The organism is Paenibacillus sp. yr247 (genome assembly GCF_900103825.1).
GTDB lineage: Bacteria > Bacillota > Bacilli > Paenibacillales > NBRC-103111 > Paenibacillus_E.
This window is the reverse complement of record NZ_FNIF01000008.1, coordinates 131,013-152,936: the sequence shown is the minus strand read 5'-3', so window position 1 is coordinate 152,936 and position 21,924 is coordinate 131,013. Positions and strand designations below refer to the sequence as shown.

22 protein-coding genes are annotated in these 21,924 nt (G+C 45.0%); 14 read left to right on the top strand and 8 right to left on the bottom strand.

The genetic code is table 11. The features are described from left to right. Window positions 1-49: 49 nt before the first annotated feature. The 3 genes from BLT91_RS16445 to BLT91_RS16435 form a co-directional block, all read right to left on the bottom strand. Window positions 50-1,576, bottom strand: coding sequence for an MDR family MFS transporter (locus BLT91_RS16445; protein WP_090822786.1), 1,527 nt, complete (start codon window positions 1,574-1,576; stop codon window positions 50-52). Window positions 1,577-1,637: 61 nt separating this feature from the next. Beyond that, the gene (locus tag BLT91_RS16440) at window positions 1,638-2,354 is read right to left on the bottom strand and encodes a pentapeptide repeat-containing protein (protein ID WP_090822783.1); all 717 of its coding nucleotides are present in this window, start codon (window positions 2,352-2,354) and stop codon (window positions 1,638-1,640) included. 17 nt (window positions 2,355-2,371) lie between these two features. After that, on the bottom strand, window positions 2,372-2,701 hold the full coding sequence (locus BLT91_RS16435; protein WP_090822875.1) for a PadR family transcriptional regulator: 330 nt from the start codon (window positions 2,699-2,701) through the stop codon (window positions 2,372-2,374). Window positions 2,702-2,881: 180 nt separating this feature from the next. On the opposite strand from BLT91_RS16435, the gene BLT91_RS16430 reads away from it, so the two are divergent. From BLT91_RS16430 to BLT91_RS16420, 3 genes are all read left to right on the top strand, one after another. Continuing rightward, window positions 2,882-3,781, top strand: coding sequence for an NAD(P)-dependent oxidoreductase (locus tag BLT91_RS16430; protein WP_090822781.1), 900 nt, complete (start codon window positions 2,882-2,884; stop codon window positions 3,779-3,781). Between the two features lie 324 nt (window positions 3,782-4,105). Next, window positions 4,106-5,557, top strand: a complete 1,452-nt coding sequence (gene katA, locus BLT91_RS16425; protein WP_090822779.1) for a catalase KatA — start codon at window positions 4,106-4,108, stop codon at window positions 5,555-5,557. Between the two features lie 109 nt (window positions 5,558-5,666). Beyond that, entirely contained in the window at window positions 5,667-6,158 is a 492-nt protein-coding gene (locus tag BLT91_RS16420; RefSeq protein WP_090822777.1) for a hypothetical protein, read from the top strand. A gap of 5 nt (window positions 6,159-6,163) precedes the next feature. Here the strand turns inward: BLT91_RS16420 and BLT91_RS16415 are convergent, their stop codons facing one another. The 5 genes from BLT91_RS16415 to BLT91_RS16395 all read right to left on the bottom strand — a co-directional run bounded on the left by BLT91_RS16415 (window position 6,164) and on the right by BLT91_RS16395 (window position 11,312). Beyond that, on the bottom strand, window positions 6,164-6,367 hold the full coding sequence (locus tag BLT91_RS16415) for a hypothetical protein (RefSeq protein WP_090822775.1): 204 nt from the start codon (window positions 6,365-6,367) through the stop codon (window positions 6,164-6,166). A gap of 22 nt (window positions 6,368-6,389) precedes the next feature. Further along, the gene (locus tag BLT91_RS16410; RefSeq protein WP_090822773.1) at window positions 6,390-7,601 is read right to left on the bottom strand and encodes a threonine synthase; all 1,212 of its coding nucleotides are present in this window, start codon (window positions 7,599-7,601) and stop codon (window positions 6,390-6,392) included. 96 nt (window positions 7,602-7,697) lie between these two features. Continuing rightward, entirely contained in the window at window positions 7,698-8,819 is a 1,122-nt protein-coding gene (locus BLT91_RS16405; protein ID WP_090822771.1) for a Ger(x)C family spore germination protein, read from the bottom strand. After that, the gene (locus tag BLT91_RS16400) at window positions 8,812-9,894 is read right to left on the bottom strand and encodes a GerAB/ArcD/ProY family transporter (protein ID WP_090822769.1); all 1,083 of its coding nucleotides are present in this window, start codon (window positions 9,892-9,894) and stop codon (window positions 8,812-8,814) included. The genes BLT91_RS16405 and BLT91_RS16400 overlap by 8 nt, the downstream gene beginning before the upstream one ends. An 11-nt stretch (window positions 9,895-9,905) precedes the next feature. Continuing rightward, window positions 9,906-11,312 (bottom strand): spore germination protein, encoded by a 1,407-nt coding sequence (locus tag BLT91_RS16395; protein WP_090822768.1) that lies wholly within the window; start codon window positions 11,310-11,312, stop codon window positions 9,906-9,908. Window positions 11,313-11,516: 204 nt separating this feature from the next. Here BLT91_RS16395 and BLT91_RS16390 point away from each other — a divergent pair, with 204 nt between their 5' ends. From BLT91_RS16390 to BLT91_RS16340, 11 genes are all read left to right on the top strand, one after another. Next, a complete protein-coding gene (locus BLT91_RS16390) occupies window positions 11,517-12,434 on the top strand; it encodes a DMT family transporter (RefSeq protein WP_090822766.1) in 918 nt (305 codons plus the stop codon). A gap of 296 nt (window positions 12,435-12,730) precedes the next feature. Continuing rightward, window positions 12,731-13,375 carry a chromate transporter gene (locus BLT91_RS16385; RefSeq protein ID WP_090822764.1) on the top strand — a complete coding sequence of 215 codons (645 nt, stop codon included), beginning with the start codon at window positions 12,731-12,733 and terminating at the stop codon, window positions 13,373-13,375. 15 nt (window positions 13,376-13,390) lie between these two features. After that, window positions 13,391-13,933, top strand: coding sequence for a chromate transporter (locus BLT91_RS16380; RefSeq protein ID WP_090822762.1), 543 nt, complete (start codon window positions 13,391-13,393; stop codon window positions 13,931-13,933). A gap of 214 nt (window positions 13,934-14,147) precedes the next feature. After that, window positions 14,148-14,783 carry a helix-turn-helix transcriptional regulator gene (locus tag BLT91_RS16375; RefSeq protein WP_090822760.1) on the top strand — a complete coding sequence of 212 codons (636 nt, stop codon included), beginning with the start codon at window positions 14,148-14,150 and terminating at the stop codon, window positions 14,781-14,783. A 27-nt stretch (window positions 14,784-14,810) separates the two neighbouring features. Beyond that, window positions 14,811-15,599 carry a pyruvate, water dikinase regulatory protein gene (locus BLT91_RS16370; RefSeq protein WP_090822873.1) on the top strand — a complete coding sequence of 263 codons (789 nt, stop codon included), beginning with the start codon at window positions 14,811-14,813 and terminating at the stop codon, window positions 15,597-15,599. A gap of 43 nt (window positions 15,600-15,642) precedes the next feature. Further along, entirely contained in the window at window positions 15,643-16,608 is a 966-nt protein-coding gene (gene glpX, locus BLT91_RS16365; RefSeq protein WP_090822758.1) for a class II fructose-bisphosphatase, read from the top strand. Window positions 16,609-16,810: 202 nt separating this feature from the next. Continuing rightward, window positions 16,811-17,473 carry a hypothetical protein gene (locus tag BLT91_RS16360; protein ID WP_090822756.1) on the top strand — a complete coding sequence of 221 codons (663 nt, stop codon included), beginning with the start codon at window positions 16,811-16,813 and terminating at the stop codon, window positions 17,471-17,473. A gap of 174 nt (window positions 17,474-17,647) precedes the next feature. Then, window positions 17,648-18,730: a Gfo/Idh/MocA family protein gene (locus tag BLT91_RS16355; RefSeq protein ID WP_090822754.1), complete on the top strand. Its 1,083-nt coding sequence runs from the start codon at window positions 17,648-17,650 to the stop codon at window positions 18,728-18,730. A 32-nt stretch (window positions 18,731-18,762) separates the two neighbouring features. Continuing rightward, complete coding sequence (locus BLT91_RS16350; RefSeq protein WP_090822752.1) at window positions 18,763-19,848, top strand: Gfo/Idh/MocA family protein; 1,086 nt, start codon at window positions 18,763-18,765, stop codon at window positions 19,846-19,848. A 145-nt stretch (window positions 19,849-19,993) separates the two neighbouring features. Beyond that, a complete protein-coding gene (locus BLT91_RS16345) occupies window positions 19,994-20,776 on the top strand; it encodes an SDR family NAD(P)-dependent oxidoreductase (protein ID WP_090822871.1) in 783 nt (260 codons plus the stop codon). Window positions 20,777-20,807: 31 nt separating this feature from the next. Continuing rightward, window positions 20,808-21,764 carry an LLM class flavin-dependent oxidoreductase gene (locus BLT91_RS16340; protein WP_090822750.1) on the top strand — a complete coding sequence of 319 codons (957 nt, stop codon included), beginning with the start codon at window positions 20,808-20,810 and terminating at the stop codon, window positions 21,762-21,764. Window positions 21,765-21,924: the final 160 nt, after the last annotated feature.

The window sequence follows — 21,924 nt, the reverse complement described above, 5'->3', positions numbered from 1 at the left end:
AAAAGTGCCACCTCATCTACAGATTTGCTGTAGTGAAGCGGCACTTTTTTTAATGAGACATCGATCCTTCTTGCGCAGTAAGATCCAGCTTCTCTTTGCTCATCGCAATTGCACAAATGAAGGCTAGAACAGCAGGAAGCACAGTCCATGCAAAAGTGAGGACGATGGAAGACGATAAGGCGCTTGAGATTTTCTCTAAAATAGGGGCAGGAATCTCCATACGTTTGGTTGGATCAAGCAGGGTATGCGGGTCGCCGGTAGGCATACCAGCCGGCATTTCGCCTTGACCGGCAAACGCATCTGTCAGCTTTTTCGTAAACGCATGACTTTGAATAATTCCAAACACGGTGATACCGATTGTCATCCCCAAGGAACGAAGAAAGTTCAGTGTTGAGGAGGCAGAACCACGCTGCCGTGCTTCAAAAAGATGAATGGCTGCATTGCTTAATACAGAGAAGGAAGCACCAATGCCGAGTCCGACAATAACCATGTAGATCGTTACGAGCCAACGCGGCGACTCAGGAGATAACGTAGTCAGCAGAGCTGTTCCGCCAACAAGAATGAGGGTCGTTGGAATCATAATTGCTCGGTAACTGATTTTATTCATTAAGAAACCGCCGCCTGTTGCAGTTACAACAGAACCTAACATCATAGGCAGTAGGACTAAGCCGGAATTGGTGGCAGTTCCGCCTAATACACCTTGAATGAAAATCGGGATATAGACAGATGCTGTAATGAAAGCCGCGCCGCTAAAAATAGCAACTGCATTACTTGAGGCATATAAACGATTTTTGAACATAGCAAAAGAGATAATAGGCTCGGCTGCCCGACGTTCCACAAACACGAAAATTAGTGTTAACACAGCAAATAATGCGAATAAACCAAGTATAAAAGCTGAGTCCCAAGCGTATTTCTTACCTCCTAATTCTAAAGCGAACATGAGGGAAACGATGGCGCCAACTAGCGTAAATGCCCCCCACCAATCAATCTTTTGTTTGGAATGCTCAACGGATTCCCGATAGAAGAAGGCGATAAAGATAAAGGCGATCAAACCGAGGGGGAGGTTAATGTAAAATACCCATTTCCAGTTCACATAATCCGTCATATAAGCGCCAAGCAGCGGGCCGAAAATACTGGACATCCCGAACACGGCACCGAATAATCCACCAAGTTTACCGCGGCTTTCAAGCGGAACCGCATCGAACATTATCGTAAAAGCTATCGGTACCAGAGCACCGCCGCCGATTCCTTGAATTGCGCGATAAATACTAAGCTCAATAATGGAATTCGCTGTTCCACACAGAATGGATCCAAGCATAAACACGATAATACCAAAGATGAAAAACTTCTTGCGCCCGTACATATCGGACAGTTTCCCGAAGATTGGCATTCCCGCCATTTCTGCCACCATATAGGCCGAAGTTACCCAAACGAATTTATCCAATCCGCCTAATTCCCCGACGATGGTACCCATAGCTGTGGCTACTATGGTATTGTCCATAGCGGCCATCAATATGCCCAGCAAAAGCCCGGCAATGACAATTCCTAAACCTTTGTTTTTGTTTTCCGCCGACATAACGTTGGTTTTCCTCACTTTCAGCGAATCCGATTTATTTTTTCTCTAAAGGGCAAAGGCACTAAATGATAGTAACATGACTCAAATTGGCTTTAAACCCTTTCAACAAGGCATAAGTCCCTTTATCCATCTTGGCACCATCGAAAATGGCCTTTTTGACTTCTGTTTTGAAAGAGCAGCTTTGAAAAATGGCATTGCGGAAGGAAGTACCTCTTAGACCTGTATAATGAAAGGTTGTTCCAGTAAAAGTTAGGTTATCCAAACACACGCCAGATAACTCCGAGGAGCTGAAGTCCGTGTAGTCCAAAATGCAATTTCGGAAGCTGGCTCCTTTGAGACTGGATTTTAAAATCTTTGCCCTGGTCAAGTTGGTGCCTTCGAATTTAACCCGGTCTAAGTTACTACACTTAAAGGAGGCGTTGGTTAAGTCCGAATTGCTGAGGTCAGAATCCTGCAGGTTGCTGTAATTAAATTTCCCGTCATGGACTTGGATGGCCTTCAAGTCTGACTTTTGAAGATTCTGCTTGGAAAAATCAAGGCCAATGATTTGTTGAAGCTTCGTTGTACTGGCATGAATACTTTCGATTAATTCGGATATTTCGCCTATGGATGCGATAGTCCGCTCAAAGGCGGCTTCTTCATCAAAACCATCCTCTTGCAAATCCTGAAGTCTTTCCTGCAAATCATTCGAAAGCTCTTCTTTCAATTCCTGAAGGGGCTTTAAACCCTCATAGTGTGAAAAAACATCATCCAAATAAGCTTTGAGCCTTGGATTCATTCCGCATACCGCCTTTCTTATAGTAGCAAATCGAGAATGGTCTTCGCATGTTCCCAATTTAGCTTGTTAGTGAGGTAAGTCTCTTTGCCTTTATCCGTAATGCTATAGTATTTCCTTCGGCCGCCTTGCGTTTCATCCCCCCAGTAAGAGGTAATGCTTTCTTCCTGCTCTAACCGCTTGAGACTGGAGTACATGGTGGCTTCCTTCAACTCATATTCCCCGCCAGAGGTAACCAGCACGAGCTTCGCAATTTCATAGCCATACTTGTCACCGGAAAATAAAAGCTTAAGAATTATGCTATCAGTGTGTCCACGAATGAGATCAGATGTTATTTTCAAGTCTACGATGACCCTCACCTCCTGCTTTACAATATACATCAAAGTACTTTGTCTGTCAAAGTACTTTTGTCACGGTAATACATCTTTGTTTGACCGGAATCACAGGGGATGGTAACTTAAGAGTTATAACTAGAAAAATTGATCATTTTGGGCATTATGAACTGGTTAAAATGAAAGGTGGTATTCATCGTGTCAATCAATCCGGCACAAACCGTTGTTGGCCTAGTAGGTACAGGTGTCATGGGCAAAAGTATGGCAGGTCATTTTATACAAGCAGGTTACAAGGTACAACTATATAATCGAACGAAATCCAAAGCACAGGAACTGCTGGGTCAAGGTGCTGAGTGGCAAGATTCACCGGGATTATTAGCACAGCAGTGCGATGTCATTATTACAATGGTAGGCTTCCCAAGTGACGTAGAAGAGATTTACTTAGGCGATAATGGCCTCCTACGTAACGCAAAGCCGGGGAGCTACATAATTGATATGACAACCTCAAGTCCAAAGCTTGCGAAACAGATTTATGAAGAAGCTCTCTCGCGTCAACTGTACTCCCTCGATGCACCTGTATCTGGCGGTGATGTTGGAGCCAAGGAAGCCAGATTATCGATTATGGTTGGGGGCTCGCGTGAAGCTTTTGATTACGTGCTGCCGCTTTTTCAGAAGATTGGCACCAATATCGTATACCAAGGAGAAGCGGGTGCAGGTCAGCATACGAAAATGTGCAATCAAATTGCCATTGCCAGTAATATGATGGGCGTTGTGGAAGCGCTAGTATACGCGAAAAAATCAGGTCTCGATCCGTCGACTGTGCTCAAAAGCATTGAATCGGGCGCGGCGGGCAGTTGGTCTTTAAGTAATCTGGCACCGCGGATCATTGCTGGTAATTTTGCTCCTGGCTTTTACGTAAAACACTTTATCAAAGATATGAAAATTGCCCTTCAATCTGCTGAAGAAATGAACGTGGAGCTGCCAGGACTTGCTTTGGCGAAATCCCTTTATGAGCAGTTAGCTGCTTCCGGAGAAGAAGATAGCGGTACCCAAGCGTTGTATAAAATCATTAATAACCGTGCTTATTCCCATGGCTGACGAAGAATGATTAATGCAAAAAGCGGAGCATGTGCTGCGACACTAGGGCATCCTGTGAGGGATGCCTATTTGGCGTAAGTCTATTAGTAAAATAGCTAACTGACGTTCCTTTCTAAAACGTTTTACTGGTGAAATTGGTAAGTACGGGCTTCAACGAATTATATTGTGGCGAACTCAGCATAGGAGTATGATGAAGCATCATATCAAGACAGGTTCTCGAATACATATGAAATAGGGAATGAAGGGTTGTCATATCCATATCCTATAAGCGATGAGAGCGCTTAAAACGGAGCTTCGCCATTATACTTAAGAGGTGATTTGATTATGAGTACGGAAAAGAACAAGCTTACGACCAGCTGGGGGGCACCTGTCGGGGATAACCAAAACTCCATTACAGCAGGTTCGCGTGGTCCAACATTGATCCAAGATGTCCACCTTTTGGAGAAATTGGCGCACTTCAACCGGGAGCGCGTTCCTGAGCGGGTCGTTCATGCGAAAGGTGCCGGCGCACATGGCTATTTAGAAGTCACGCAAGATTTGACGAAGTACACAAAAGCGAGCTTATTCTCAGAGGTAGGCAAGCGTACACCTTTATTCGTTCGTTTTTCGACCGTTGCCGGTGAGAGCGGTTCTTCGGACACAGTCCGGGATCCACGCGGATTCGCTGTGAAATTTTACACGGATGAAGGCAATTATGACTTGGTAGGGAATAATACGCCCGTGTTTTTCATCCGCGACGCGATTAAATTTCCTGACTTTATTCATACGCAGAAGCGTCATCCTCAAACCCACTTGAAAAATCCAAATGCTGTCTGGGATTTCTGGTCGTTATCCCCCGAATCTTTGCATCAAGTCACGATTCTGATGTCAGATCGCGGTATTCCGGCTACACTGCGGCATATGCATGGTTTCGGCAGTCATACGTTCAAATGGGTAAATGCTGAAGGTCAAGGTGTGTGGGTGAAGTATCATTTCAAAACTGAGCAAGGCGTTCAGAACTTAGCTCCGGATGTCGCAGCGCAGCTAGCAGCCGACAATCCAGATTATCATACTGAGGATTTATTTAATGCGATTGATAAAGGCGACTTCCCCGCGTGGAAGCTGTGTGTGCAGATCATGCCTTTGGAGGATGCGAACACGTATCGCTTTGACCCTTTCGATGTCACGAAAGTTTGGTCGCAGAAAGATTATCCTTTAATTGAAGTTGGGCGTATGGTGCTGGATCGTAATCCTGAAAATTATTTTGCGGAAGTGGAACAAGCCACGTTTTCGCCAGGAACACTTGTACCAGGTATCGATGTTTCCCCGGATAAAATGCTGCAAGGTCGATTGTTTGCTTATGGAGACGCACATCGGTACCGGGTAGGGGCTAATCATCAGGCATTGCCTATTAACCGCCCGCATAGTGAAGTGAATACTTATCAGCGAGATGGTCAAATGCGTGGGGATAACAACGGTGGGGGCTCCGTTTACTACGAACCGAACAGCTTAGGTGGCCCAAAAGAAACGCCTGCCAATAAACCGGCGCCCTACGAGGTATCTGGTTCAGCTGACAGTGTAGCGTATGATCATCATGATCACTATACACAACCGGGTGATTTATACCGGCTGTTAAGCGAAGAGGAACGTACTCGTCTTGTTCAAACGATTGTAGGTGCAATGAAACCAGTCGAGCAAGATGAAATCAAGCTTAGACAGATTGGTCACTTCTATAAGGCAGATCCCGAGTACGGCATCCGTGTCGCAGAGGGTCTAGGGTTATCCATACCGGAATGAATTAAATAAGTGTGAGGCAGCTACCTTTTCGCCGTAAAGGATAGCTGTCTTTTTTCTATTGGCATATGCGGTAGGTAGTAAGGCAAATAATCCGAAGAGGTGATCGAGCGTGGGAACTCGTTTATTATCCGAGCAGCTAGTGAGAAATCGTTTTCCGCATTTAAACTATATAAGAATTCATACGCCTGAAAAGCACAAAGCTACGATTTATGCATGGAATGGCGATTTACACTTACCGGAAAAGGATGCTCACAGCTTGCAAAAATATGCAAGCGGTTACTTATATCCCTATGTTTGCTTTCAAGTGAAAGCCTATAACTTGGTTCAAGCGGATAAGGTTCCACAGCTGCAGGAAGTACCTGAAGCGATCATCCAAACGGCCAAGCGCAGAAACTTGAATCAATTTGGCATCATTGAGGCGATAAATCGTTTATTTCCATGTGGTCGTTTAACATTTAATAGATATCATGCGGCTGAAAGCATCATTCATTTTGATTTTCACGCTACCAGATTACTCCATGATCGTGAAAAGGAAGGCATGTATAATTATCTTTATGAGATGATTCCTCTTGGGTCCTATTGTGAAGTTACCTTTTATTAAGGCTGTTAGCGTTCCTCTATACGGAACTCGGACTCATCCCGCAAATAATTCGTTTCGCCAATCTTTACGTAAAGAGGCGTATACTTCTCTATGACGCCGGTAGCAACGAAAACAGGGATATCATCCGCTGTCCATTGTATGACGGCGACATTAGCTTGCGCCAATGCCGCCGCGAATAATTGCATATCTGTTGACAGCGTCTTATTCATTACATATTCACCTCCGGGCTCCTTATCTCGTTAGCCGTTCCCCTGGTTCTAACACAGGAACTTTAACGTTAACGGTGTCCGGATATTTGATGCCTGCGCCTGTGTTCAGAACAACGACACATTCATCTTCGCCTATCCAGCCTGATTGTCTAAGTTTTCTTGCTGCTGCAAAAGTGGCTGCTCCCTCGGGACATACGAAGGCTCCTTCAAGCTCGGCCACGCGCTGTTGTTCTCTCAATAAATCCTCGTCGTTTATGGAAATGGCGCATCCGCCAGTTCGGTATACGGCATCCAGCACTAAGAAATCACCCAGCGCTTTAGGAACGTTAATACCGAAGGCAACTGTCTTGGATTCAGGCCAGAATTCAGATGCTTTTTCTTGGTTCTCCCAAGCTTTTACAATAGGGGCACAGCCTTCGGCTTGAACAGCCACGAGTCGCGGTAATTGGCCTTGAACCCAACCTAAGGTTTGAAGTTCCTTGAGCGCTTTATAAATACCAATTAATCCCACGCCGCCGCCAGTTGGATATAAAATGACATCGGGCAGCTTCCAGCCAAGTTGTTCTGCGATCTCAAGCCCCATCGTTTTCTTACCTTCGATACGGTAAGGTTCTTTGAGCGTAGAGGCATCATAAAGGCCATAGGATTTTACTAGGTCCGCGACGATACGGCCGGCATCGCTAATGAGGCCGTTAACCAGGTACAGATTGGATCCGGAAATCGCACATTCATTACGCGTAATGAGCGGCGCATCAACGGGCATGATGACGGTAGACTTAATCTTAGCCCTAGCCGCATATAAAGCCCAGGCGGCGCCTGCATTGCCGTTGGTTGGCATCGCAAGCTCTTGGACACCGAGTTCCTTGGCTTTAGAAATACCGACAGCCGCTCCCCTAGCTTTGAAAGAGCCGGTAGGCAATAAGCCTTCGTCTTTCATAAGCAGACCCGGAATATGCATATCTTTTCCTATGCTTGGAGTTGGAAGTAATGGTGTAAAGCCTTCTCCAAGAGTGACTACATGCTCTTGATCGATGACAGGCAGAAGCTCACGATATCTCCATAAGCTGGGTTCGCGATCGCGTAATTGGGAAGGGGCAAAGGAAAGAGCTAAACTCTCCATATCATACGCAACTAACAGAGGCGATCCGCAAATGCAAAGCTGGTGCTTGTCTTCAGTGTTATAATGGGCGTTACATTTCGGGCAAAAAAGATGAGAAACAAAACTATGCTTCATGGATGTAAGTCTCCTAAATGATCATTTTGAGGTTGTTTATACTAAGCTATCGTAATGGAAATGAATCCTAAGTGTCAACGCTGCTTTTCAAGGTGACTATCGGATCATGCCATAGTCACGAATCGTGGCTTCGACTTCCACCCGGATATCCACGCTGGGATAGATAGATTTCCAATTCAATTTGTTCCATTCCTCATAGCTCATACTATTGCGGACGTAAGTGCCGACTCCCAAATTATCCCCGCCGCTACGCTGCACTTGGCTAACAATCGCTTGTAATTGTTCACGAACGGCTTCGGACAAGTCTTGGTCTAATTTTTTTTGCTCTTCCGGTTTTTTGAATGTCGATTCTCCTGTATATTCCAAAATAATGCCGCTCAAACGAATATGGATAACGACTTCGGGGAGGTTGCCAGCACGTTCCTGTTTATTTACCTTCACTACTCTTTTACTCACGATCGAGCTAATCATTGCGCTTTCTTGCTTTCCGGAAGAATGATCCATGAATTTGATATCGAATTCGCCGCCTTTAAAGCTTTCGTGCAGGATAGCAAACAAGACAGTACGTTCTTGACTGATTTTGCCAATGTATCGATCTTTTTTGAATAGAGCGATACCGTCAATTTCCACATTGTCATTTTTCTTGATAAGCAAAGGTGCGATGGGATCAGTCCCATCGTCATAATAGTCGCGAACGAAACTGTAGAGAGTGACTTCAGGAACCTCATGGATTTTGGACTCCTGGGTTAATAGCTGATCAATGTGATTCCCAACGGGACGTATCTGTGTATAGTTATGGGTCAACATGTCCACAGCGCTGCCGTTCACGACGATAATTTTCAGTCGTTCTCCCACGGAATAATCGCGGCGATACGAATCCAGTTCCTTAAAAATCCCCTGTTTAGCCAATTCTTTCCCAAACACGATACTTCTCAATTGTCCAGCAACAAGGACTTTGTCAATCTTACGAGATAACTTGCTCCGCCCTTCTTTTGGCGAATCGGCTATTGTTTGAAGTATATTTGCTTGCTGTGTCTCCACTTTTCCAGCTATCGGGATGGAGACAGCCATGGACCGTTCTGTTTCTGAAGGTTTTCCGTTCTCATCATACACAGGGTCTAAAGCAACGGCATCTGACATTCCTATTTTCTCAATACGATATTGTTCGACACAACCAGTGAGACACAATAGAACGACAACAATGACACATCTACGCATAATTCCGCCCTCGTTTAATTAGAAGTAGGATGAATAGGAAGATCGGGAGCAAGAAGGCAACCCCTACTTCTGCATATCCAAACAAGCTTAGCCACTGACCTGTCTTTTCAAGCGTTGAAGGTATGACAAACAATGCAGCTAGTGCGAAAATAGCTAGAATTACATAGGGAATCCACTTCTTTTTAGCAGCTGGAATGAGCCATTTCATTGTTTCAAGAGCTGCCCAGCCATATAGGACATTCGTAACGAGAACTCGAAATATGGTTATATTAAATACAAGATCATCTATTCGTTTCACAAAGGGGAGTTCCAAATACGAGAGTAAATTGAGTAAAGGATATTTCATATGCTGTAGTTGATGTATACTGAAAAAGCCAAAGGAAATAAAGGCAACAAGCGTATATGAAAATGTGGTGAGGAGATTAGCTATGTAAAAGGCACGGATTAAGCGCGATTTTTCATTGGCATATGGAAACAGAAGCAAGCAAAGCTCATAGCCCAGAAAGGCTATATAAACCTCGAGCCACCCCTTGAGTGAGTGAGAGGCCTCCTTAAACCAGAAGGTAGTCATTCGCGGCATGTCAAAATCATGATAGGAATAAACAAGCAGTAAAGTATTCCAGATGATCACATAATAACCAAGAACCGCCGCATTGGAAATACCTATAATGCCCTTGGTTAAGAGTAAGAAAACAAGAATCTCAAAAATGATATACAAATAGGCGGGGTGGAGGGCTGGGAAGGATACCGACTTTAGTATGAGAATGTATTCTTTACCAACTAAACTTCCCAGGATAGCCCATAATCCAGCTAGGACACTGAAAAAAGATACCAGAATGATTTTCGGCAAAGCGGATTGTGCAATTTCGAAAATGGATCTCCCTTTGCTGAGTCGGTAAACGAATGAAATGAGCAGTATATTGAAAGCAGCGATGAATGAGCAGATTAATAAAGCAATCCATCCGTTTGTGCCGATATTCTCTGATAGAAGACGAGGAAGGCTGAATACGACGACACCGGTTTGAGCGAAGTTTGCCATAATGGTGGTCTGATAAAATGGAAGCTTTGCACGCATAAGTGTCTCCTTCACTTGTTTTGGATTAGGGGGGGGGTAGACTTTTTTAGTTTGGCCAAAATTTGTACGGGTGCCCGGATAATCAGTTCTAACCAACGACTCGGTTTCGATGGTGCTAAAGGGTATAAATAAGAGAGGCCAAACATGTTTAGACCGGAAAGTTGAACCATAATAAAGCTGAGTCCGCATACCAAGCCAAAATTTCCGAGGAGACCGGCCATAATGATGATCCCAAAGCGCAGCAAGCGAATGGAAGAGCTCATGTTATAGTTTGGAATGACGAATGAGGCGATAGCCGAGATAGCAACCGAGATAATGAGAATGTTACTTGTGATACCAGCTTGAACGGCCGCTTGGCCGATGACAATGCCGCCGACAGTGCCAATGGTAGGCCCGATTTTAGTAGGTAAGCGTGCTCCTGCTTCACGAAGCAGCTCAATGGTCATTTCCATGAAGATGGCCTCGACAAGTGGTGAAAAAGGTACTTTATTGCGGGATTCCATCAAGTTGAGCAGCAGGGAAGGTGGAATCATTTCATAGTGATAAGTAACGAGTGATACATAGAGTGCAGTAAAGCAGAGTGTAATGAATAAGGCAATGAAGCGTAGAATTCGGACAGCGGAGGCAACAGCCCATGGGAGATAATAATCGTCGGGTGAGGAGAAAAACTCGACAAAGGAGGTAGGCGCGCTAAAGGCGACTTGACTCCCGTCGAGCAGCCCAACAATTTTGCCGTTTGTTAGCTTGTCCGCCAAATGATCGGGTCGCACACTTGTCAAGAACTGTGGGAAAATCGAAAAATGATCAGGACTTAAGTATTGTATGAGTGTATTCGTATCAAAGATCGTTTGGATATCAAGCTTTTCGATCATTTCGCTTAACTGCTGCACATGAAGGGGATCTGCTAGATCCTCCAAATAAAGGAGATTCATCGTCGTACCTGTTTTTCTCCCAATTGTGAATGAAATCACTTTTAGACCAGGATCCTTGATACGCCTCCGAATCAAAGACAGGTTTGTACTCAGCGATTCGGTGAATGAGTCCATAGGACCGTTAATGACGCTTTCAGTCTCGGAATTTTGAATAGAGCGAGATTCAGGCGCGTAAGCTTCGTACAAGTAAGCTCTATTTCTATAATAAATAGCGATATTTCCTGCCAGAATGCCATTAACGATTTCGCTGGCATCAAGTTTATGATTGTAAGAAGTTCGGCTTAATGTCGTAACCACATTAGCGTCTATGACACTGAAAGGCTCGATGACATCTTTTCTAAGAGTCTCTGTGCTTACGAGGTGACCAAAATAAACGAGATCGAACTCCTGCAACGGAAAATGTTGGTACGTCAAATCCGAGCAATTACAGAGCATTTGCAGGGTTTGATCTAGCAGACTGTTCTCAGTCTTCATGTCTCCGCTCATGCTTACCGTTCTCCTTTTCAACCGTCATTCGAAATTTCACAATATTTCCATACTTTATTATGTATCTTTTCCGAAATTGCTATTCGAGTTCAGGAAACGAACATGATCACTTAAGCATATACATCGTCATCGAGACAACGTCATATGTTATCATGTATGAGAGAATGAACCAGACGATCAACAAAAAAAGGAGCTCGAACCTACATGATACGACGATCCCCCTACATTCTTTTAGTTCTTGCCACATGTATTTGGGGAGGCAATTTTGTTGCTGGCAAAGTGCTTGTGCTGCATATACCGCCCATTACGCTTGCTTCCTTGCGTTGGTGTATTGCTTTCTTATGTCTGCTGCCTTTCTTTGGCAAGCAAGCCTGGCAGTTACGAACTGATTTTCTCCGAAATTGGAAAATGATCCTGTTCTTATCTGCCACCGGTGTTGCCGGATTTAATACATTAACTTATGTGGCTGTCCAATATACGGGTTCGATTAATGCCTCTTTAATGAATTCAGCTACGCCCATTATCGTGGTGATACTAACCTGGTTAGTGATGAAAGAGAGGTTCGCTTGGACGGCATTACCTGGGATTTTGATTTCCATGGCCGGTGTAAGCTGGATTATTAGCCGAGGGAGCTTGTCAGCTCTTTTGAGTTTGTCTTTTAATAAAGGCGACTTGCTTATGTTGGTGGCGGTTTTCTGTTGGAGCTTATACTCGGTAGGGATGAAAAAGGTGGCCGGTCGGTTCCCCTCTAGTCCTTTTCTACTCGTCCAAGTCGCTATGGCCTTAGTCTTATTAATTCCACTTTCGTTGATAGAATGGGGGCTGAAATCCCCTCAGATAGATTGGAATCCTCCACTTGTGACGGGACTTATTTATATCGGTTTATTTGCTTCAATCATTGCCTTTTTAAGCTGGAATCGTGCGATCGAATTAGTTGGACCTCAGCGTTGTGCGGGTTTTCTGAATTTAATCCCTATGTTCAGTGCCATTTTTGCAACTGCTTTTACAGGGGAATCGTTACGTCTATATCATCTGTTAGGTGCTATATGGATAGTTGTTGGTGTTTATATGACGAATTATGCGATGAAAAAACGGCAATCTCGGGCCGCAGTTGAAACGTGAGGAAGGCTTTTAAGCATTTGAAAAAAGGAGCAAGCCGAATGTTGGCGAGCTCCTTATTGCATGTAATCACTTTATTACAAATGCCCATGATTGCACCGTATTAGATCAATCGCTCCAGGTGCCTATCTTTCATCCAAAATAAATTAAACTTAGAGTATTAATCGGGATGATCGGGATTATATTTGACTTTTATCTGGCATTATAAGGGGAAATATCCGAAAGGATTAAATAAATTGATTGGACATTTTCCTGACTTTAGTTCAAAATAGAATTAAGTGCAGGGGAGGTCAACCAACATGTCGATGAATAATTTACGTCAATTAAGAAGCATTTTTTGGACATTTCTTCGTATCAGTCCACTCACCTTCGGTGGTGGTTATGCCATGCTTCCTGCTATCCAAAGAGAAATTGTTGTTACGAACAAGTGGATGTCCGACGATGAGATGTCGGAACTACTCGCAATTTCAGGTGCTGCTCCAGGCGGAGTGGGCGTTAATGTATCAGCTTTAGTAGGGTATCATTTGGCAGGAATTAGAGGAGCTGTAGCAGCCGTCATCGGCATTACGCTTCCTACCTTTTTTATTGTGATGATGCTTAGTATGATTTACACATTCCTCCAAAATTATCCGAAGATGCAGGCCATTATGGAAGGCATCCATGCCGCTATCGTAGGACTGATCGCTGCTGCCGCCTTTAAAATGGCGAAATCCTCCATTATAGATAAAATGACGCTGTTTGCTGCAGTTAGCACAGTCGTTGTTCTCCTTTTCATCCCGATATCGCCTATATTGATCATCCTATTCGGTTTATTGATTGGGATTACGGTTGTTTTCCTGAAACAAAAATGGGGAATGAAGGATCCGATCCCGAGGAAAGAAGGGGCTCAACCAGGGGCAAAAAGCAATAGGGCTGCAGATTATTTCATCGCAGATGGGATATAAGGATGGGGTGGATATATGCTCTTAAGTTTGTTTATTACTTTCTTTAAAATTGGGTTTATCTCTTTCGGTGGCGGTTACGCGATGATGCCTGTTATCCAGCGTGAGGTGGATAAGCACCAATGGCTCTCTCCGGATGATTTTAATCATATGATATCCTTGGCTGGTACAGGTCCTGGACCGATTGCAACGAATTGTGCCACATTAATCGGTTTTCAGACGGCAGGTGTGCCTGGAGCCATTGTGGCTACACTTGGGATGGTGCTTCCGTCCCTCATACTTATCATTCTTTTGGCCGCATGCTTGTATAGATGGCACACGAATAAATGGTTCAAATCTTCTTTTTACGGCTTGAAGCCCGTGGTGACTGGTTTTATCATTTTTGCTGCGATACACTTCGGATGGACTGGATGGGGAACAGAGAAATTCCATATTTCCTGGAATCAGATTGCTACGCTGTTAATAACGGTTGGTGCGTTTCTGGGAATTATTAAATATAAGCTGCATCCGTTTATGATCATTGTAAGTGCGGGTATTATGGGGATTGTTTTTTTTCAATAAAGCAGACTCTTACTTGACTCTTTTTTCATTCCCTTCAAAAGGAGTGAAAGGAGAGTTTTTTGCAATCATGCTTCTCTTTGAGGTCGAAAAGTGATAAAAATTTATTTTTTGTGCTATAAACAATGTTATTTTCATTTATTTTGCTATATAATATATAATATATAATAAATAGAACACACTATATAAGTGGTTTCTACTCATTTAGGAGGGAAACATCATCGAGCTTACATCCCGCCAGTTAGAAATTATTGATCTTGTGGGCAAATATGCACCCATCACGGGGGAGCGTATCGCTGAGCTTTTGGGCATAAGCCGTCCGACGATTCGTTCAGATCTAGCCGTTTTGGTCATGCTTCGGCATATTGATGCCAAACCTAAGGTCGGTTATTTCCTTGGAAAGGCTGCTCTTGAGGTAGATTCACCTTTTAAGCACATTGAAGCTATGAAAGTAAAGGATGTCATGGGTATACCTGTCGTTCTGCGGGAAACCGTTACTGTTAGCGATGCTGTTGTGACTCTTTTTCTCGAAAATGTAGGAAGCTTAATGATTGTGAATCAACTGGGGGCCTTAGTTGGCATCGTTTCAAGAAAGGATTTACTCAAGGTTACGCTGGGGCAAGCCTCGGCAAATACGATGCCCGTTTCGCTAGTCATGACTAGGCATCCTAACATTGTTAAGGTAAACCCGGAAGACAGTGTTTTAGAAGCAGCACGGAAAATGATTCATCATCAAGTGGATGGACTGCCTGTGGTAAAGCCAGCGGCTGATCTTGATCATGAAGAAGTGGTTGGCCGAATTACGAAAACGACGATGACCAAATTGCTGCTCGATGTAGCGCTAGGGACTTAATCAGGAGGAGTGTAAGTGGGAGAGAAGATGCATACGATTTTCGTTTGTTCGGATTCTGTGGGGGAAACGGCAAATACCGTCGTACAAGCAACGATCCGTCAATTTAATGCAAGCCAAGTACATGTCAGGCGCTTCGGGTCTATCCGAACAGAAGATGAAGTACGCTCCTTAGTGGAAGAAGCATCGAAAGTGAATGGCTTTATCGCGTATACGCTAGTTTTGCCTGAGCTTAGAGAAATGATGCGGCAGGAAGCGATCCGCTTGAATGTGAATGCAATCGATATTATGGGACCGATGATGCAGGCTTTCATTGATACCTTTAAGGATTCACCAAAGAGGAAAGTTGGTTTGCTCTATCAGTTGGATGAACAGTACTATCAACGCGTAGAAGCGGTGGAGTTCACAGTAAACAGTGACGACGGCAAGGACCCAAGCGCGATGAAACAAGCGCACATAGTTTTGCTCGGACCTTCCCGAACATCCAAAACACCGCTCAGCATTTATTTGGCACACAAAGGCAATAAGGTGGCGAATTACCCGCTTGTTCCTGAGGTGAAGCCGCCTGCAATTATATATGAGTTAGAACCGAGTAAATTAATTGGCCTAACGATGAGCCCAGAGCACCTGGTACGAATTCGTACGGAACGACTGAAAGCGGTAGGACTTCCTTTTGGTGCCAAATATGCGACTGTGGAGCGAGTCGAAGAAGAGTTGGCTTTCGCGATGAAATTATATCGTGAGCTTGGCTGTACGATCATCGATGTCAGTGAGAAAGCCATTGAAGAAACGGCTGGACTCATTTTGGCTGAAAGGTAACAAGGTAACAAACATTTCCTAAGTAGAAAGGGTGAATGGATGTATGCAAAGAGATTTGTCACTGGAAATTGTACGGGTAACAGAAGCTGCTGCTTTGGCATCCGCACGTTGGACAGGAAAAGGAAACAAACACAGCGCTGACGAAGCGGCAACTTCTGCCATGCGTTCTATTTTTAGCTCCATTCCTTTCCAAGGAACTGTTGTCATTGGTGAAGGTGAGATGGATGAAGCCCCGATGCTCTACATTGGTGAGCCAGTCGGGAATGGGATGGGTCCAGAATATGATGTAGCAGTAGACCCGCTTGAAGGAACAGACATTGTCGCAAGCGGCAGGAACAATGCCCTCTCTGTAGTAGCCATTGCCGAGAAAGGGAACCTGCTGCATGCGCCAGATATGTATATGGAGAAGCTTGCCGTAGGGCCGCGCTTGGCTGGCAAACTGAATTTGGATGATCCACTGGAACTAACCATCAGAAAAGCAGCTGCACTTTTACAAAAAGAGATGACTGATCTAACCGTTTCCATCCTGGATCGAAAAAGGCATGCAGATAAAATTCTTATCTTGCGCACGCTTGGTGTCAAAATTCATTTGCTAATCGATGGCGATGTTGCGGGTGCCATGGCAGCGGCTTTCCCAGAAACGGGCATTGATTTGCACGTTGGCTCAGGGGGCGCGCCGGAAGGGGTGCTCGCAGCGGCCGCACTTCGTTGTATGGGCGGCGAATTTCAAGGGCGGCTTCTGCCAGATAATGTAGAAGAGAGACAACGCTGCATCGAAATGGGGATTGTCGATCCGTCTAAAGTGCTTGGTATGTGCGAGTTAGTGGGTGAATCTGACATTTATTTCGCAGCAACGGGTGTAACCTCAGGCGATTTCCTAAGCGGAGTTAAGTTTCTATTTGGGGGACGCGCAGAAACACATTCGGTCGTCATGAGAGCACAAACGCAGACCGTGCGTTTCATCCAATGTGTCCATCAGATGCATGAATACCACCTCGGGAGCGCCTGAAAAGACATAAGCAAGACTTCCAAGTATGCGTGAGCACACTGAAAAAAAAGGCCATGTACATCAACAATTGTTGAGATTCATGGTCTTTTCGTTGTTTAGTAATCATCCCTTAGGTTTATGGCGAGCTTTTTATTGCCTCTCATGGTCCAAGTTCTCTGCCGCATATACTTAAGTTGATAATGATGCGAAAAGAGGGATAACGATGAGTTTGACCCCAATTGATTTCCTTTCCGTCGTACGTAGCTGTATACCCAAGGAAGCAGAGGTCGTTCTATTGCAGCAGCAGGGGAATCCCGCGGCTATTCTTTATGCCGACGTGGATGGTGACGGTCAGCCCGAAATCTCGGCCTTGTACAGATATGTAGACAATCAGTATTTGTTTACTTTAAAGGATTATTCCGGTAACTGGTTTCCTATCGGATCCGCAACAACGGGGAGAATCCAAGCAGTTACCGATTTCGCGGCTGCTCCTGTGTCACGAAGAGAGGGATGGGACCTGCTTATCGGCTGGCTAAATGAGACTGGATCCTCAGAGCTCGATATTATACAGTTGACAACTACCGGCTTCCAACGTCTAATTCCACCTGGAACTACTTATAATCATTTGGAAATTGAAGATATGCCTAGCCGTGATGGGAGAGACGGTCTTTGCGAAATAGCGCTGTGGGTGCAGGATCATGATCATGCCTATCAAGTGCAAACCTATCGATGGGATCCATACAGGCTTATCCCCACGCAAGATGTACATCCGTACTATTTTCAGAAGGTCACTCGCTACTACGAGGATTTAATCCGAGAACATCCGGATCTGCAAGCCTATAGAAGCTATTTGGAAGATGCGCAAAGAAAAGCTGGTAGGAATTAGTGGTACAACAATTTTAAGATTCAACGGTATGAACCAGGGGGCTAACGACCGTCTGGTTTATTGTGTCGTAATTCCTTAGTCTAACTGTCTTAATGTTAGACTAAAAATATCGTATTTCCTGTGCTACATTTAGAACAGATGTCTTAATATCATATATAGCGAAGAGGTAATCTAATGAGCAAAACGTTGAAGATCGGCATTATTGGAAGCGGTGGTATTGCTGGCGCTCATGTTAAAGCCTATCGAGAGCTAGCCGATGTAGAGATTGTAGCGGTAGCGGATACGATACCGGGCAAAGCTGCGCAGTTCATTGATTTATGGCAAATTCCTTCGGCACAAGCCTTTGATGATTATCGACAGCTGTTGGAATTGGATCTTGATGGGGTGAGCATTTGCACACCGAATGTGGCTCATCATAGGACAACTGTAGATTCGCTGCTTGCGGGCAAGCATGTGATGCTAGAAAAGCCGATGTCGGTCACACTTGAGGAAGCGCTTGAGATGGCACAAACGGCAAAGAAAACGGGCTTCATGCTCAATGTTGGATTCCAACCGAGATATGATCCTAATATGAAAATAATTCAGGACGTGGTTCAGTCCGGTCAACTTGGCAAGGTCTATTATGTAGAAACCGGCGGAGGACGCCGCAGAGGCATGCCAGGCGGTACATTTATCAGCAAGGAAATCGCCGGCGCAGGAGCAATGGCGGATATTGGCTGCTACTCGTTAGATATGGCGCTGAATGCGATGGGGTATCCGAAACCGCTTACCGTATCCGCTTACAGCAGTAACTATTTTGGGACGAATCCGTTATATCATAAAGAAGCTAGTCGCTTCGATGTAGAAGATTTCGGTGTTGCGATGATTCGATTTGAAGACGATCTCGTGCTGAATTTTAAAATTTCTTGGGCTATGCACATGGACACGCTAGGACCGACTCTATTTCTTGGAACAGAAGGCGGACTTAAAGTGACACCTGCCGGCAAAGGACCTTGGAGTGGCGTATTTGATGGCAGTGTTGGTTCCATTTCCTTGTACCATGATATACGAGGACATCATACGGAAAGCCAAATTCCACTGATTGAGCATAAGAAAAATTTGTTTCACGAGAAAGTCCGGGATTTTGTTGAAGCGGTTCGTGAAGGCAAGCCGGCACCGATCCCCGGTGAACAAATTGTACGCAATCAAGCGATCATTGATGGCATCATCCGGTCATCGCAAATAAAACGCGAAGTCACCATCGAACTTCCTAATTAACTCAAAACTAAACCTACTCTGGGGGTATTCACATGTCACGTATTTTCCGTATTGGTATCATTGGTTGTGGAGGCATTGCAAAAGGCAAACATTTGCCAAGTTTAAAAAAGCTTGCGAATGTTGAACTGGTCGCATTTTGTGACATCGTTAACGAACGAGCAGAAGCTGCTGCTGAGAAGTACGGTGCTGAAGGCGCTAAGGTTTACGAGGATTACCGTGAGCTTTTACTGGATGCTTCCATCGATATCGTTCATGTGCTAACGCCGAATGATTCACACGCCGAAATTGCCATTGCTGCGCTTGAAGCAGGCAAGCATGTTATGTGTGAGAAGCCTATGGCTAAGACAGCGGCTGATGCAAAACGTATGGCGGAAACAGCGAAGCGTACAGGTAAGAAGCTAACAATCGGCTACAACAACCGTTTCCGGGCAGACAGCCAGCATTTGAAGCGTGTATGTGAGGAAGGGGAGCTTGGCGAGATTTATTTTGCCAAAGCGCATGCCATCCGTCGTCGCGCCGTTCCGACATGGGGCGTATTTCTGGATGAAGAGAAGCAAGGCGGAGGACCGCTGATTGATATCGGTACACATGCTTTGGATCTGACGCTTTGGATGATGAATAATTATAAGCCGAAAGTCGTGCTGGGAACGTCTTACCACGAGTTGTCCCAGAAAGAGAATGCCGCCAATGCATGGGGTCCTTGGGATCCGAGCAAATTCACCGTAGAGGATTCCGCTTTCGGGATGATCGTCATGGAAAACGGAGCTACGATTATGCTGGAATCCAGCTGGGCACTGAATACGCTGGAAGTCGACGAGGCGAAATGCTCACTTAGCGGTACCGAAGGCGGAGCCGATATGAAAGGCGGGCTTCGCATCAACGGTGAGAAGCATAGCCGCTTATTTACAACCGAAGTTGATTTGAAAGCAGGCGGGGTCGCTTTTTATGACGGTGCTAAGGAAAGCGATGCTGATCTGGAAATGCGTACATGGATTAATGCGATTGAAAATAATACAGAGCCTGTCGTGACACCTGAGCAAGCTTATGTCGTTTCGCAGATTCTTGAAGCGATTTATGAATCAGCGCGCACAGGGAAAGCCGTTTATTTGAATGCTTAGCACTTCGAAACAGGAGAGATTTAACAAGGAGCGGCCCTGAGCCTCTCCTTTTTTTTATTAAAATTTGAAAAAATGAGTGAAACAGGAGTATGCTTGAATTATTGCTGTGCCCAACTAAGGAATGATGGAAAGGAAGCGTGAAGCGATGCAATTAGGATTGCAGGGTAAGGTGGCCTTGATTACGGGAGGAAGTAAAGGAATCGGTCTGGCCACAGCGATATCCTTATCGAGAGAGGGAGCCAAAGTAGCAATTCTAGCTCGGAATGAGGAGCAGCTGCAGGAAGCCGCTAACCAGATTGCAAAAAAAACAGATGGCGAGGTGCTTACCATTCAAGCGGATGTGACCTCGGAAGCAGACTGTCAACGAGCTGTAGAACAAACCGTTCAGAAATTTGGAAGCCTGCACATTCTGGTGAACAATGCGGGTACGTCCGCAGCCCAACCATTCGAACAGGTAGGTACTGAAGTATGGCGGCAGGATCTTGAACTAAAATTGTTCGGAGCTATTCATTGCTCCCGTTATGCCATACCTTATATGCGTCAAGTCGGAGGCGGTTCGATTGTTAATATTACGACTTCCGCTGCCAAAACACCGCCAGCTTCTTCCTTACCTACATCCGTCAGCCGTGCGGCAGGACTTGCATTAACGAACGCGATGAGCAAGGATCTCGCTGCTGATCAGATTCGCGTTAATACGGTCTGTATCGGGAAGATTCGCAGTGATCAGTTGGAGAAAGGCTGGAAACGCGAGGCACCTGAACTGTCTTGGGAAGAATATGCACGAGATCCAAGACATGACATCCCGCTTGGACGCATAGGGAATGCGGAGGAAGCAGCTAACGTGATCACCTTTTTATCCTCTGATGCGGCCTCCTATGTTACAGGTACTTCCGTTAATATAGATGGCGGCAAAAGCGCATCGCTGTAAGAGGTTTCAATTATATAGGGGGAACACTCGAATGAAACTCAGTGTGTTAGATCTTATCCCGGTTATCGCTCCAGCTGACCCTGCTTTTGCTTTAGAACAGTCCGTCAAACTGGCGCAACATGCTGAAAAATGGGGCTATACGCGCTATTGGGTTGCCGAACACCATGATATGCCGGGACTAGCCTGTACGTCCCCCGAGGTACTTCTGGCGCATATTGGTGCACGAACACAGCGGATTCGGATTGGTTCGGGAGCCTTGCTGCTGCCTCACTATAAGCCATTGAAAGTGGCTGAAATCTTTCATACACTAGCAACCTTGTATCCGGGAAGGATAGATCTTGGGATAGGTAGGGCTCCTGGAGGATCAGCCCATGTAACGATCGCGTTAAGTGGCAACTTCCTAGAAAACGTTCGAGAGCTGCCGAATTCTTTGAAAGCTTTAATGGCTTTGCTTGATGACCGATTTGAGTGCGAAGGGGAAGGAGTAAGCGCAAGGCCGTTACCGTCCATACCGCCAGATGTATGGATGCTCGGCACCAACCGTAAAAGTGCTGACTTCGCAGCAGAGTTCGGAACCGGATATGTATTTGGGCAATTTATGAGCGATAGTGATCCTGTTGAGATGATAACGGCTTATCTTGAAGCCTTTCAACCGTCGAGACTAGCCCCAAAACCTCGTGTAATTGCAGCAATGGGAGTGATTTGTGCAGATACGGAGGAGGAAGCACAGGCATTAGCTTCTAAGGGAGCCCCTTGGTTGAGACCGCCAAGGGACTCGGCTTCTGTTTCTTCTCAGCTTGAGGAGAATCCACCTTTATCAAAGCATAAATTTTTTATTGGAACAGCGGAAAGTGTGAGTCTTCAATTAGGGGGTTTGGCCATAGATTGTGGTGTTGACGAATTCCTTATTGTCACCCCTATTCCTGATTATGAGAAAAGGCTTCGGTCTTATGAACTGTTGAGTTCTGTTATAAAAAGAGAAATCTAAAGTGATTGACCGTCCGAATTTATTTCCATCAATCGTAAATAGGCTGCATCCCCAGAAGAAATTCTAATGAGGATGCAGCCTATTTACTTATTTTTTTTGTAAGGATATGTCATGTTATGCTCGGCGTTTTTTTCTTAAATACCAGACCAACATGGAGATA